This is a genomic window from Chryseobacterium mucoviscidosis (genome assembly GCF_002177115.1).
GTDB classification, from domain to species: Bacteria; Bacteroidota; Bacteroidia; order Flavobacteriales; family Weeksellaceae; genus Chryseobacterium; species Chryseobacterium mucoviscidosis.
In genome coordinates this window covers 34,072-48,597 of the sequence record NZ_MVAG01000114.1, presented here as the reverse complement: position 1 = coordinate 48,597, position 14,526 = coordinate 34,072, and the positions used below count along the sequence as shown (strand labels likewise).

The 14,526-nt window shown below is 36.2% G+C and carries 13 protein-coding genes; 8 read left to right on the top strand and 5 right to left on the bottom strand.

Features of this window, described 5'->3' with window-relative positions:
• The first annotated feature begins 286 nt into the window (after nucleotides 1–286).
• The 7 genes from B0E34_RS09815 (at nucleotide 287) to B0E34_RS09785 (ending at nucleotide 8,370) form a co-directional block, all read left to right on the top strand.
• Nucleotides 287–1,636 carry an alpha-amylase family glycosyl hydrolase gene (locus B0E34_RS09815; protein WP_087709093.1) on the top strand — a complete coding sequence of 450 codons (1,350 nt, stop codon included), beginning with the start codon at nucleotides 287–289 and terminating at the stop codon, nucleotides 1,634–1,636.
• A gap of 344 nt (nucleotides 1,637–1,980) precedes the next feature.
• Nucleotides 1,981–2,421: a hypothetical protein gene (locus B0E34_RS09810; RefSeq protein WP_087709091.1), complete on the top strand. Its 441-nt coding sequence runs from the start codon at nucleotides 1,981–1,983 to the stop codon at nucleotides 2,419–2,421.
• A 114-nt stretch (nucleotides 2,422–2,535) separates the two neighbouring features.
• On the top strand, nucleotides 2,536–3,330 hold the full coding sequence (locus B0E34_RS09805; RefSeq protein ID WP_087709089.1) for a thymidylate synthase: 795 nt from the start codon (nucleotides 2,536–2,538) through the stop codon (nucleotides 3,328–3,330).
• Complete coding sequence (locus tag B0E34_RS09800; protein ID WP_087709087.1) at nucleotides 3,330–4,250, top strand: hypothetical protein; 921 nt, start codon at nucleotides 3,330–3,332, stop codon at nucleotides 4,248–4,250. The genes B0E34_RS09805 and B0E34_RS09800 overlap by 1 nt, the downstream gene beginning before the upstream one ends.
• 48 nt (nucleotides 4,251–4,298) lie before the next feature.
• Nucleotides 4,299–5,618 carry a serine hydrolase domain-containing protein gene (locus B0E34_RS09795; RefSeq protein WP_087709085.1) on the top strand — a complete coding sequence of 440 codons (1,320 nt, stop codon included), beginning with the start codon at nucleotides 4,299–4,301 and terminating at the stop codon, nucleotides 5,616–5,618.
• A 4-nt stretch (nucleotides 5,619–5,622) separates the two neighbouring features.
• Nucleotides 5,623–5,841, top strand: a complete 219-nt coding sequence (locus B0E34_RS09790; protein ID WP_087709083.1) for a hypothetical protein — start codon at nucleotides 5,623–5,625, stop codon at nucleotides 5,839–5,841.
• Nucleotides 5,842–5,856: 15 nt separating this feature from the next.
• Nucleotides 5,857–8,370: a M1 family metallopeptidase gene (locus B0E34_RS09785; RefSeq protein WP_087709082.1), complete on the top strand. Its 2,514-nt coding sequence runs from the start codon at nucleotides 5,857–5,859 to the stop codon at nucleotides 8,368–8,370.
• 274 nt (nucleotides 8,371–8,644) lie between these two features.
• On the opposite strand, the gene B0E34_RS09780 is transcribed toward B0E34_RS09785, so the two are convergent.
• Nucleotides 8,645–9,277: a hypothetical protein gene (locus tag B0E34_RS09780; RefSeq protein ID WP_087709080.1), complete on the bottom strand. Its 633-nt coding sequence runs from the start codon at nucleotides 9,275–9,277 to the stop codon at nucleotides 8,645–8,647.
• Nucleotides 9,278–9,384: 107 nt separating this feature from the next.
• Here B0E34_RS09780 and lipA point away from each other — a divergent pair, with 107 nt between their 5' ends.
• The gene (gene lipA / locus B0E34_RS09775; protein WP_087709078.1) at nucleotides 9,385–10,251 is read left to right on the top strand and encodes a lipoyl synthase; all 867 of its coding nucleotides are present in this window, start codon (nucleotides 9,385–9,387) and stop codon (nucleotides 10,249–10,251) included.
• A 59-nt stretch (nucleotides 10,252–10,310) separates the two neighbouring features.
• Here the strand turns inward: lipA and B0E34_RS09770 are convergent, their stop codons facing one another.
• The 4 genes from B0E34_RS09770 to B0E34_RS09755 form a co-directional block, all read right to left on the bottom strand.
• On the bottom strand, nucleotides 10,311–10,850 hold the full coding sequence (locus B0E34_RS09770; RefSeq protein ID WP_087709076.1) for a lipocalin family protein: 540 nt from the start codon (nucleotides 10,848–10,850) through the stop codon (nucleotides 10,311–10,313).
• A 320-nt stretch (nucleotides 10,851–11,170) separates the two neighbouring features.
• Nucleotides 11,171–11,905, bottom strand: coding sequence for a LytR/AlgR family response regulator transcription factor (locus tag B0E34_RS09765; RefSeq protein WP_087709074.1), 735 nt, complete (start codon nucleotides 11,903–11,905; stop codon nucleotides 11,171–11,173).
• A 43-nt stretch (nucleotides 11,906–11,948) separates the two neighbouring features.
• Nucleotides 11,949–12,665, bottom strand: a complete 717-nt coding sequence (locus tag B0E34_RS09760) for a PA3715 family protein (RefSeq protein ID WP_087709072.1) — start codon at nucleotides 12,663–12,665, stop codon at nucleotides 11,949–11,951.
• A 7-nt stretch (nucleotides 12,666–12,672) separates the two neighbouring features.
• The gene (locus B0E34_RS09755) at nucleotides 12,673–14,376 is read right to left on the bottom strand and encodes a tetratricopeptide repeat-containing sensor histidine kinase (protein WP_228423047.1); all 1,704 of its coding nucleotides are present in this window, start codon (nucleotides 14,374–14,376) and stop codon (nucleotides 12,673–12,675) included.
• Nucleotides 14,377–14,526 lie beyond the last annotated feature (150 nt).

Sequence of the window (14,526 nt, the reverse complement as noted above, 5' to 3'; positions counted from 1 at the left end):
AACATAAGTTTGGGGCTTTTTTTGTGCAGTAGTATAATCAGGAGCTTTTTCGCGCTTTCGCTACTCGCTTTTTCGTTTTTTTCGGCGCGGCAGCGAAGCTGCCGCGCCGAAAAAAACGAAAAGAGCTCAGACATGCCGCTCAATCCCGGCTAGGATTTCTGATTTTCGATCAAGACAGCTCAGAATAGAACTTACTGCATACTTTAATTTCATTTTCTATTCAAAATTAGAGGTTCAGATTTCCGTTTTTTCGATCACAATCCCTATTTTTGTTAAAAGAGAATTAATGAAAAAGTTAATTTTAATCGCTGCGATAGGTTTAGGAATCATTTCCTGTACCACGCAAAAAGCTGCAAAAAACATGACGGATTTACCTAAAGACTGGAAACACACCACAAACATTTACGAAGTAAACGTAAGACAATATACAAAAGAAGGAACCTTCAGAGCATTTGAAAAAGAAATGCCGAGACTCAAATCAATGGGCGTAAAAACCCTTTGGTTTATGCCAATCACTCCAATTGCACAGCAAAATAAAAAAGGAAGTCTGGGAAGTCCTTATGCCGCTTCAGATTACACCTCCATCAATCCCGAATTTGGCACTCTGAATGATTTCAAACACATGGTGAATGAAGCACACAGATTAGGCTTTAAAGTGATTATCGACTGGGTTGCAAACCATACCGGTTGGGATCATATCTGGACAAAAACCCATCCCGATTTCTATTTAAAAGATCCGGACGGAAAATTTCATATCGCTTCCGGAATGGATGATATTATAGAATTAGATTACAAAAATCCGGAAATGCGTCTGGCAATGATTGATGCCATGAAATACTGGGTTAAAGAAACCAATATCGACGGATTTCGTTGCGATCTTGCTTCCTGGGTTGAAGTAGATTTCTGGCAGCAGGCGCGTCCTGAAGTGGAAAAAGTAAAACCCCTTTTCTGGCTGGGAGAATTCGATGAACTCGAAAGTCCGGAATACGGAAAAGTTTTTGATGCAAGCTACTCGTGGAAATGGATGCACAAATCTGCCGATTATTACAAAAAAAATGAACCGCTTTCAGAACTTACGGATCTTCTGAGAAAATACTCTGCAATTGGAGACAATTCGATGAGAGCGTGGTTTACAACCAATCATGATGAAAACTCATGGAACGGAACAGAATATGAAAAATATGGAGTGATCACAAAACCGATGGCTGTATTCTCTGCAACCTGGAACGGCGTTCCGCTGTTATATTCAGGTCAGGAATTACCCAACATGAAGCGTCTGGAATTTTTTGAAAAAGATGTCATCAAATGGAGCAACGTTTATCAGAACGCAGACTTTTATAAGACACTCCTCAACTTAAAATCTTCTAATCCGGCACTGCGAGGAGGCGATTCTAATGTTACCACGTATCTTCTCAACACAACCGCTAACGACAAAATTTTAGCATATGTAAGAAAAAACGGGAACGATGAAGTTTTAGTTGTTTTGAATATGTGCAAAGATCCTGTAAACTTCTCTATTGAAGACGAACATCTTTCCGGAAGCTTTAAAAATGTTTTTGAAAAGACAAAACGCGAGTTTAACAGCGGAAAAGATTTTAATTTCAAACCCGGAGATTACGCAGTTTTTGAAAAATAAATTGCTATAAAATCTCCGCTTCTTGGGCGGAGATTTAACTTTAATGAGCATGTTTTAAACTTAATTTACTTCGTTTTATTTGTTTAAGATATAGTTAGGAGATAAAAATTCTGTTTAAACTTTTACTTAACCTCAAAAGCCACAAAAGATCTACTAAATTTTTTATTTAAAGTTGATCATTATCAATGAAAAAGCTTACTATAGTTTTTAAAAATCTTTGATTTTTATTCTTTTGAGCGTTTTGATTATTCTGGAAATTCGCTTTAACATTATTTTTTGTCCCTTTTGCGGTTAATTCTGAAATTAGTTTAAATAAGTTTAAAATATAAAATTAAATTCTGTAGATGGAAAAATCAAAAATATTAGAAGCAGTAAAAAGCAGAATTGCTGAAAAAATTCAGAAACTTGAAAAACTGATCGAGGAAACGCGCGCTTCAAATAATGATACCAAAAGCTCAATGGGTGATAAATATGAGACCGGACGCGAAATGCTTCAGCAGGAAATCAATAACCTGCAAAGACAACTGAATGAATCTTTAAATCAGCAATCTATTGTGCAGAAAATATCATCCGATCCATCATCAAAAGTGCAAAACGGAGCTTTGGTAAAAACGGATAAAGGACTTTTCTATATTTCAGCATCGGCGGGAGAAATAATGGTAGACCAACAGAAAATAATGACGGTTTCTGCAGAATCGCCTTTGGCAAAAGCAATGTACGGACTAACTGAAAACCAGAATTTTTCTGTTAATAATATCACTCAGAAGATTGTAGAAGTAAAGTGAAATTTCTTTGAATCATAAAATCTGTTTACATTCATTACGACTTTTTTCCTAACTTATGATAGCAGAAAATCATTAAGATTTTTCTAAATTTGACACTCAAAATAATCCTTCAACATGCAGAATTACTTAGACCTTTTACAACATATTTTAGACAACGGAACCGATAAAACCGACAGAACCGGAACCGGAACGAGAAGTGTTTTCGGCTATCAGTTAAGATATGATTTGTCTGAAGGTTTTCCTTTGGTAACCACCAAAAAAGTGCATTTGAAATCCATTATTTACGAATTACTATGGTTTCTGAAAGGAGATACGAACATCAAATATCTGAAGGACAACGGAGTTTCGATCTGGGACGAATGGGCAGATGAAAATGGCGATCTTGGACCCGTTTACGGAGCGCAGTGGAGAAGCTGGAACGGAGCAGATGGAAAAATAGTGGATCAAATTACGGATATCATTGATCAGATTAAAAAAAATCCGGATTCCAGAAGGCTTATCGTCTCCGCATGGAATGTTGCCGAAATCCCGAACATGGCTTTAGCACCGTGTCACGCATTATTTCAGTTTTACGTGGCGGATGGAAAACTCTCGCTTCAACTTTATCAGAGAAGTGCCGATGTTTTTCTGGGAGTTCCCTTTAACATTGCAAGTTATGCATTATTACTGATGATGGTGGCGCAGGTTTGCGATCTGGAAGTAGGGGATTATGTTCACAGTTTTGGAGATGTTCATATTTATAACAACCATTTTGAGCAGGTTAAAAAACAACTTTCCAGAGAACCAAGACCACTTCCTATCATGAAGCTGAATCCTGAAATTAAAGATATTTTCAGTTTCGATTTTGAAGATTTTACACTGGAAAATTATGATCCGCATCCGGGAATTAAAGCGCCTGTTGCTATTTAATGAGATTTTTCAGATTTTTATATCTACCGTTTCTGGCAGTTTTTCTTTTGGGTTGTAAAAAAGAAAAGAAAGCTGATTATTCGGAACTCATAGAAGTTTTTGACTATTCCAAAGATGTGGTTTTTGATACATTACGTGTTCCGGAGCATTTACGAAGCATTGTGAAGCAAATTTCAGAAATTAATGTATATCAGACGAAAAACATTGGGAAAGGTGCAGGAAAATCTGCTAATTTTGAAAATTTCAAAGAATTAAAAAGATTGGCTTCAGATGAAGAATTATTAGCTCTTATCCATAATAAAAACAGAATTGTTGCTGTTTATTCGGCTATCGGATTATTGGATCGGAAGCCCGAAGTTTTAGATAAAATTTTTCTGATTTTTTTAAATTTAAAATCTCAGATTCATACACAAGACGGCTGTATTATTGGTGATCAGAATCCTGCGGAACCTTTATATTATGCTTATTTGCATTCTTTAGACAATGAAAATCTTCGCACAGATTCCAAGTTGCAAAAACTGGACAGTATGATTATTTTTAGTTCAAACTCTTCGGAAAGTCTCTTACAGGAAGCATTAAGATACAAATTGTATTCTAAAACATTTAAAAAGCCGATTGAAATTCAGGCATTTAAGAACCATAAAATTTCTGCTATTAATTATCTTAATCACTGGTATAAAGGAGATTACAGTAACCTTTTGCAAAAAGAATATATTTCCATAATTAAGAACGATTCTTTTGGCTACAGTAAGAGAAAAGTTTTAACCGAACTGCTGTCTTTTAAAAATCCGGCTAACAAAAATGTCATTTTAGATTATCTTAAAAAAGATACTCTCTTGGAAGATGAAAACGAAATTATCTGGAAACTTAATGATAACGGTATTCTGGATAGTGAATATCCACGCAAGAAAGGATATTAATGTAACAAAATTTCTATTTCCACTACTTATTCAGCAAATCTCAAAAGTATGTTGAAAAAGTTACTTTTTCTTTCGGCGATCAGCTTTTCTGCCATTGTATTTTCTCAGACCAATGTAAAGCAGAAATTAGCTGGTTATATCGATTCTCTCTTCGTACATCATAAAGTAATGGGAAGCTTTGCCTTTGCCGAAAACGATCGTCCTACATTTGTAAAAGTTGTCGGATTTGCAGATGCAGAAAAAAATCAGAAAGCGAATGTAAATACCCAATACAGGATCGGATCAATCAGTAAAACATTTACTGCCGTTTTAATTATGAAAGCTCTAGAGGAAAAAAAGATTTCCTTAGATCAGAAACTTTCAGAATTTTATCCTGAGATCCCAAATGCCGAAAAAATTTCTATCGAAAATTTACTGCAGCACAGAACAGGAATTCATAATCTGACCAGTGAAGCAGAATTTTGGCAGTACAACACCAAACCTCAGACAGAAAGCAGCTTAATCAGCATTATAAAAAAATACAAAAGCGATTTTGAACCCGGTTCAAAACACGAATACAGCAATTCCAATTACATTCTGCTCGGTTTTATTCTCGAAAAAATTTACAAAAAACCGTATGCTGTTTTGCTGAAAGATAAAATTACAAAACCTTTAAAATTAACGCTTACACAGGCAGGAGGAAAAATAGATCCATCGAAAGATCAGGCAAAAGCGTACCAATACATCAACGGAACATATGTAGTTTCATCCGAAACGGATATGAGTATTCCGATTGGCGCAGGAAATATCATCTCTACTCCAAGAGATCTTCTCACTTTTATTCTTGGTCTCGAAAACGGAAAATTAGTTAAGAAATCCAGTCTGGAAAAAATGAAAACTTTTGTGGATGATTACGGATATGGCTTGGTTAAGGTTCCTTTCGACAAATATTCGGGATTTGGTCATACAGGAGGAATAGACAATTTCAGTTCCGCACTATTTTATTTTCCGGATCTGAAAATTGCCACCGCTTTCAGCACCAATCAGTCTGAAATGGATACCAATGACATTTCCATCAAAATGATTGAAACAGCCATGGGAAAAGATTTCGAAATGCCCAATTTTAAAACCTATGAAATTTCCGAGAATGATCTTCAGAAGTTTACAGGAACCTATTCCAGCAAAGATGTTCCCTTAAAGATTACCATTTTTATTGAAGATAAAAAACTCATGGCTCAGGCAAGCGGACAAAGTGCGTTCCCTTTAGAAGCAATTTCCGAGACAAGCTTTAAATTTGATATGGCAGGAATTGTGATCGATTTCTATCCGGCAAAAAAGCAGTTTGTCATTATTCAGGGAGGAACAAAAAATACGTTTATAAAAGAATAAAACAATGAAATATTTAAAAATAAATACCGAAGAAACTGCCGATCTTGAAGTATTGAAAAATGCAATTCTTCAGATGAAAGGCATAGAATCCATAGAAATTATCGACGAAGAAAATCCGGAAAGCGAGCTGAAAAAAGCTTTTGCCAAAACCAAAGAACAGTTCAAAAAAGGAGATTACGAAACATTGGTAAACGATATTTTTGATATTTTAACTAAAAAATAATTTAAGAAATAAATAATGAAAAAAGCCATTTTATCGATTGCTTTACTGGGCGGAATTTTATTTTCCGCAAATGCAGCCGCACAAACCGAAACTTCGGGAAGAGAAAAAGTATACAGAGCCACTCATACCAAAGTAACGGAGCTGAAACACACGAAGCTAAAAGTAAATTTCGATTATCAGAAAGAACAGATGAACGGGGAAGAATGGCTTACAGCCGCACCTTTTTTCTATCCGACCAATGAACTTACACTTGATGCAAAAGGAATGCTGATCCATGAAGTAGCGTTGGATATCAATGGAAAAAAATCTCCTTTAAAGTATGATTATAAGGATGATGTTTTAAAAATTACTTTAGACAAAACCTATCAGAAAAATCAGGATTACACAGTTTACATCAAATATACAGCACGCCCGAACGAAGTAAAACAGGAAGGAAGTGCAGCAATCAGTGATGCAAAAGGTCTGTATTTCATTAACGCACAGGGAACAGATCCGGATAAGCCAACACAAATCTGGACGCAGGGTGAAACGGAATCTTCTTCTGCCTGGTTCCCGACCATCGATAAATCCAACCAGAAAACAACGCAGGAAATTTACATGACGGTTCCTGATAAATACGTAACCCTTTCCAACGGATTGTTGAAAGATTCTCAAAAAGAAGCAAACGGTTTAAGAACCGATCATTGGGTGATGGATAAAAGGCACTCCACCTATCTTTTCTTTATGGGAGTGGGAGAGTACGCTATTGTGAAGGATAAATGGAGAAATATTGCAGTAGATTATTATATTGAGAAAGAATACGAACCGTATGCAAAACAGATCTACGGAAACACACCGGAAATGATCGAGTTTTTCTCTAAAAAATTAGGCTACGATTTCCCGTGGTCAAAATACGCTCAGGTTTCCGGAAGAGATTATGTAAGCGGAGCAATGGAAAATACAACGGCAACGTTACACGGAAGCGATATTTTACAGAAACCGGGACAGCTCATCGACGAAAATACATGGGAAGATACCATTGCCCACGAATTGTTTCACCAATGGTTCGGAGATCTCGTAACGGCAGAAAGCTGGAGCAATCTTACGGTAAACGAATCTTTCGCCAATTATTCCGAATACCTCTGGAACGAATACAAATACGGAAAAGATCAGGCAGATTATCACCAGATGAAAGATGTAAACAACTACATCCATAATCCTGCAGATTTCAAAAAAGATTTGGTAAGATTCGATTACGATTCCCGTGAAGATGTTTTTGATTTGGTAACGTACCAGAAAGGCGGGGGAATTCTTCATATGCTGAGAAACTATTTAGGAGACGATGCTTTCTTTGCAGGAATGAACGATTATCTGAAGACCTATGAATATCAAAACGGAGAAGCACATCAATTAAGATTATCTTTCGAAAAAGTTTCGGGAAGAGATCTGAACTGGTTCTTCAACCAATGGTATTTCGGAAGCGGACATCCGAAAATTAAATATTCTTATACTTTCGAGCCGGTTAAAAAACAGGTTGCCGTAACCATAGAGCAGACACAGGAACAGCCTTTCCAGTTTCCTCTGGCAATCGATGTGTATGATAACGGAAAACCGAAAAGATACAATGTTTGGGTAAATGCAGAAGCAAAAAATACCTTTAATTTTGATGTTTCTAAAAATGCAGATCTGGTAAATATTAATGCCGACGGAATTTTGGTGGCAGACATTACCGATACCAAAACACCGGAGCAATATGCAATGCAGTATGCGGGATCAAAAGAATTTAAAAGCAGATATCTTGCAGTAAGCGGAATCAAAGATCAGGTGGGAAAAAATCCGGCAGCTACAAAATTACTGGCAGCCGCTCTTAAAGATCCGTTCTTCAGAACGAGAATAAAAGCGTTGCAGTTAATGGATTTATCAAATCCTGAGCAATTTAAAGCGATGGGAGCAGAAGTAGAAAAATTAGCTTCCAATGATCCTAAAACTTTAGTACAGGCTGCAGCGATTTCGGCTCTGGCAAAAACGAAGGATAAAAAATACCTTCCGGTTTTCGAAAAAGGAGTAAATGCCGTTTCAAACGCAGTGAAAGGAAGTTCGGTGAGCGCTATTGTTGAAATAGATCCCGCAAAAGCAAGTACTTTAGCCGATAAGATTGATCTGGAAGGCGCTCCTGAAAATTTGTTGTCTAAACTTTTACCGGTGATCGTTAAAAATAAGGTGACCTCACAAATGTCGAATATTGCGCAGGTAGCCGCATTTTATCCTTTCATTAAATTCCAGAATCCTGAACTGGGCAAAAGTGCGGAAGAAGGCTACAATTGGATTATGAGTTCTGATAATCTGAAAGCGACAGAAAGCATCACCAAAATGCTTAATCAGGCAAAAGGACAGATCGGGAACAATCCTCAGGCGAAAATGATGATCTCCCAAATGCTGAAAGACGGTCTTGCCAAAAAAATGGAACTTCTGAAACAGAATCCTCAAAATGCAGCAAGCATCAATAAGCAGATTGACGCAATTAACAAATCCATTGAAGATTTTAAATAACCTTTGAAAATTATATTGAAGTTGTTTAAACTAATTTTAAATTTAACCGCAAAGGGTACAAAAGACTTTATTGGATTTATGTAAAGTATTTCAAAAGTCTGCAAAGAGAAAAAATCTTTGATTTTTTAAAACTTATGTGCTCTTTTTTTCATTTAAGTATGAAACTTAAGAAACTAAAGTATTTAAATCTTTTGCTTCTTTTGTGGTAAAAAAGTTTAAACAAATTTATTAAAAAAGCACTTCTGCAAAGAGGTGCTTTTTTACTTTAATATCATCAGATATAAATCTTTTCCTTTGTTTTGGGAATCAGAATTTCTCTTCTTTTTTCCTGATTTCTGTTTTGCAGATTGATTTTCATTCCTTTTTTAATGAAAACTTCTTTCTTCGAATTTCCGTATTCTTTTTTGTTAACGACTTCCTTTTCATAAATGATCTTACCTGTGGAAAGATTAAAATCTACTGTTGTCCAATATTCTTCAGATTTTCCGCTTTCAGAGAAAAAGCCGATTAACTCGAAATGACCGTTCTGAAATCTGTACTTGTCTGTACCACCCCATTTCCAGCTGCTTCCGCCGTAATGGCTAATTTCCAGAATTCCGTTTTTTATTTCGGTTCCCTGATACGGATCGCCCATCATTCCACCGTCTTTACTGCCCAGAATTGCTTTTTGGGATTTCTCCAAAACAGTCCATCTATTATTTACCTTCTTCAGAATCTGAATTTCGCGGAGATCTCCGGAATCGCCGTTGGTCGGAATATCATAGACTATTACTTTTTCAGGGATTTTATCTCCGTCAAGATCACCCTCAACAGTTTCATTGATCTTTGAATTTTTCGGCTGAAATTCCTTCTGCGCAAAACAGAATGTGCTGAAAATAAGAGCTAGAATGCAGAATGTGCTTTTCATAAGATATTTTATAGTTTAAAATTACTGAATTATATGTTTCATCAATGCCTGTCTTTGATTGTTTCGATAAAAAAATCACTAACTTTGAACCTCAATTTGAGAAATAAATGGAGAATTTAGTTCAGGATACTACCGTTCAGAAACCAAAATGGATTCGTGTGAAACTTCCTACCGGAAAAAACTACCGAGAACTGAGAACTTTGGTTGATAAATATAAATTAAATACCATTTGCCAGAGCGGAAGCTGTCCGAATATGGGCGAATGTTGGGGAGAAGGAACAGCTACTTTCATGATTTTAGGAAATATCTGCACCCGAAGCTGCGGATTTTGCGGGGTAAAAACCGGAAAACCGATGGATGTAAACTGGGACGAACCTGAAAAAGTGGCACGTTCCATTAAATTAATGAAGATCAAGCACGCTGTTTTAACATCTGTAGACCGTGATGATCTGAAAGATATGGGATCTATTCTTTGGGCAGAAACCGTAAATGCAGTAAGAAGAATTTCTCCGGGAACCACAATGGAAACTTTAATTCCGGATTTTCAGGGGATCACAAAACACATCGACCGGTTGGTAGATGTAGCTCCTGAAGTAATTTCTCACAACATGGAAACGGTAAAACGTCTGACAAGAGAAGTGAGAATTCAGGCAAAATACGAAAGAAGCCTTGAGGTTTTAAGATATTTAAAAGAAGCAGGACAGAGAAGAACAAAAACTGGCGTAATGCTTGGTTTGGGAGAAACGAAAGATGAGGTTTTCCAGACGATTGAAGACATCAGAAATGCAAATGTAGATGTAATTACTTTAGGACAGTATTTGCAGCCTACAAAAAAACACCTTCCTGTAAAGAAATTCATTACTCCTGAAGAGTTCGATGAATTCGGGGATTTTGCAAGAAGTTTAGGATTCAGGCATGTTGAAAGTTCACCTTTGGTAAGAAGTTCTTATCACGCAGAAAAACATATTCATTAAAATAAAAAATCGCTCTGTTTTCGGAGCGATTTTTATTTTGTCTGATATTTTAATTCAGATTAATTATGTTTAACCCAGATTAGTTTATCTGTATTATAACCTACATTTTTTGCTTTTTCTAAAAATCTCTGGCGGATGCTTTCTGGCATCTCTTTTGTTCGGGAGAGGATCCACAGATATTCAAGATTGTTTCCCATTACCAAAGCGTACTGATAATTATCGTCGATATCTACAACATTATATCCTGCCCAGATCGGCTTAAAAAACGATACTTTAAGACGTGCTTCCGTTTCTTTTCCAACGAATCGTGCTTCACCAATAGATTCTTTCCATTCTTTTTTAACGTAGTTGTAGCCTTTGTTATCCACTTTTATTGTTCCGTTCGGGTTTTTAGAGTAGGTTGCGGTTACATTATCCATGTTTTTCTCGAATTTGTAATCGAAACGGGCTATTTCATACCATGTTCCCAAATATTTATCTGCATTAAAATTCTGCACAGCCGTTGCTCCTTTTGGAATTCCTACGGAACATGAATTGAGAATAAATAGTCCCAAAATACCCAAAGAAACAGGGATGGCTATTTTCTGAAAAGTCTTCATAATAAAAAATATTTTTTTAGTGATTATGAAAAGTTCAAAAATGATGCCTGAACGATTGGTAAGAAGTTTTCTAATAATCCCTTCGACAAACTCAGGGTGACATCTCTAATACTAACCGCAATATTTTAACATTGTAAGAAGATTGCCGAAGCCTTTATTGGTAAAAGGGATAAGTCAATTCTTTTAATGTTGAATCTTTGCAGCCCGACTTGAGCGGAGCTCTTTTTGTGAAACAAAAAAGCGGGAGCGGAAGGCATAAATGAGAGAAAAGTGAAGGCTTTTATCGAAGTTTACAAACGAAGTTTTAAGCTGCCCAAAAATCAAGAAAAAACTTTCAGAAAATTGTCTTTGAAACTTCCGGAAACTTCAATTTCGGTATTGTCGGAAAGTGTTGCCGTTCCGCTTTTGTGGTAAGATTTTACAAAACTTGTGTTGATGATGTGTGAACGGTGAACTCTTACAAAAGGATTTTCCAGCAGATCATCGAAATGCTTTAAAAAACGGCAGACCATTTTTTTGGAACCATCTGTAAGATACACCTGCGTGAAATTTCCATCCGCCTGAAGTCTTACAATGTCTTCCGTTTTCACCACATCGAAACCCTGCAAAGTCGGGAGAATTAATTGTTGTTTTTCGGGTTTTAACTTTAAATTTTCGAGGAGGATTTTGTTACGGTTGAGTTCTTCTTTGCTTTCCAGACTTTCTGCCACTTTATTAACCGCTAAAATAAGCTCCTGAATGTCAATTGGTTTTAAAATATAATAACTTGCCGATTTATTAAGAGCCTGTAAAGAATATTGTGAAAATGCCGTGATAAAAATCGTTTCGTAGGAAAATTCTTTGGTCGCTTCCAAAACATCAAAAGCATTTCCGAAAGGCATTTCAACGTCAAGAAAAACCAGTTGAGGCTGTTTTTCGGCAATTAGCGGAACGGCTTCTTTGATATTTTCCGCTTCACCCAAAATTTCAATCTGCGGACAGTATTTGGTGAGATAATTCCTCAGAACATCTCTTGCAATAAGTTCATCGTCTACAATTACAGCTTTTATTTTCATACTTTTAGGTTTTAGGTGGAAGATTTTAGGTTGCGGAAAAAAACTATCGATATTTTCCGTTGGAGAATTTTAAAGTTTTGTAGGTTGTTTTTGAGGTTTCAAAGTCCTTGCAATCGCCCTTTATCAGTTGTGTTCTCCTGCTTATATTTTGTGTCTTGATGATAAGATCTGTAAAATTAGCGGTTGTTTTTTTGTCGAGATCTATTGTGGAAGTGATCTCATGAAACTCTCCTGCACATCTTGTGTCCCATTCTCCGCCGTACGAATACACTTCGAATCTGTTCAGAATTTTTTTCAGGCTTCCGTTTTCCCTGTAAAAAAGAGAAAGCTCTTCTGTTGAATAAGGATTCGGCTGGCTTTGTCCTCTGAAGCTGACTCTAATTCCGAAAGCACGGATGTCTTTACTGACTGTATATAAACCCGTATCAATTGTTATTCCGCTTATTCCAATCGCATCCGAAGTAATTTCTTCGGGATCGTAATACTTATTTTTAATATTGCCTTTTTCGTCAGTAATCAGGATATAATTTCTTACAGTGTACATTCCTTCGTCCTCCTGTCCATCTAAAATAGGCAATACAACGATGTAAGAATCTTTCTCATTCGGCATTTTCTTTTCTGCGTAAAATTCTGTTCTGATCTGTGATCTGTTTATTTTCAGTGCTTTAACAATAGTTTCAAAACGGGAAGAATTGATCTCCTGTCCGAACATCATGAAAGATGAAATTAAAAATACAAAGGCTAAAATTTTTCTCTTCATTCAGTGGTTACATTAAATTCAATTTCAAAATCACCAAAACACCGGAATTGTTTTCTTTATCTTTCACAGTGCAGGAAATCTCTTTTTTATAAAGATCATTCAGCAGATCGATTCTTTCAAGAGTGTTTTTCATTCCGCGACCTTTTCTGGCTTTCTGATGCTCGGTTTTCTGCTTTTTGCTTTCCTCAATCCCGATTCCGTTGTCTTCAACGGTTATTTTGAGCTGTTCGTTTTCTTTTTCAAAACTTAAATTTAAAAATCCTTTGGTTGTTCTGTAACGTAAACCATGCCATATTGCGTTTTCTAAAAATGGCTGAACCAGCATTCCCGGAACTTTGAGACTTTGCGTGTTCAGGCTTTCATCTACATGAATTTCATAATCAAATTTATCGGCAAAACGTGTTTTTTCCAAAGCCAGATAATTTTGCAACAGATCCAGCTCCTGCTGAAAAGGAATGAAATCTTCGGTGGAATTTTCCATCACGCCGCGCATTAATTTAGAAAATTTAGTTAAATATTGGTTGGCTTCCAGTTCGTTATTGGTGGCAATAAAATGATTCACAGAATTTAAGCTGTTAAAAATAAAATGCGGATTCATTTCGCGGCGCAGCGACTGCAAAGCGATTTTTTTATTCTTGATTTGCACTTTTTTAAGGGTTCTGAAAATGAAAATTATCAATCCGATTAAAACAATCAATGCAAAAATCAAACTGTAATTAAAGACATTTTTCTTGCGGATGAGTTCATCTTTCAGTTGTTTTTCCTTTTCCAGTTGGGCAATTCGCTGTTCGGTATCTTCAAGGATTTTTTCATCGACCAGACTTTTGTCTTTTGAAACCAGATCCGGCAGTTTTCCGAGAAAATCACGGTATAATTTTACCGAAGCATCCGTATTTTCAGAAACGTTATACAAACTGTCGAGTTTTTTTACACTTTTCTGTGCTTCCAAAGTATGACCTTTTTCAAGCGCAATTCCGTAAGACTTTTTTAACAAATCAATGGCTTCTTTCGGATCATTTTTTTTGATGTAAATATCGGCAAGCTCCTGAATCTGTTCCACTTCTTTTTTAGAATTTTCTTTAACGAAATCTTCTTTTAAAACGGTCTTTTTTGCTTCAATCGCTTTGTCGAAATTTTTATTTTCAACGTAAAAATCCGTCAATTTCTGGTTGATTTCCAGTGCCTGTTGCGGCGCTTCTTTTTTAGAAATTTTATAGGCGTTTGTAAGATTAACCTCCGCTTTCGGAATGTCATTCTGCTGAATATTAATATCCGCCATCTGCGTGTAATTTGCAGCCAGTTCGCCTCCTTTGTCTTTTTCCTTCTCGTTAAGCTGAATATTGTTCTGAATGGCTTCTTCTTTAGCTTCCGCAGAATTGACGGAAAGTCTCGTCACGTCATTGGAATTCAAGGCACGGCTTTTAGAATAACTTACTTCTGCCGCTCTGTTGTAATTGCTGATGGCGGGAGAAATTTTATTCTGCTTTTCCTGAGACTGTGCCAGTTTTCGGCTTGCCTTTTCAATATTCGGTTTGTCGTTTAATTTTTCGTAGATATTTTTGGCTTTGGTGTAATATTCTTCACTTTTCTGAAAGTTCCCGTTGTTGAAAAACGATTCTCCGATGTTGTAGTAAGAATCTGCCTGTGAAGATTCGTCTTTTGTATCGACCGCTTTCTTCAGTTTCTTCGTCTGAAACTGAATATCTTCCACAGTTTTGTTGCTTTGAGCATAAAAAATATTCCCAAAGATGAATAAACAAAAGATGGCGAAAAGATGGCACATTTTCATAAAACAAAGATATACATATATATAATGTGCAAAAAATTATTCACCAAGTGAAATTCTTCATTCACCAAGTTT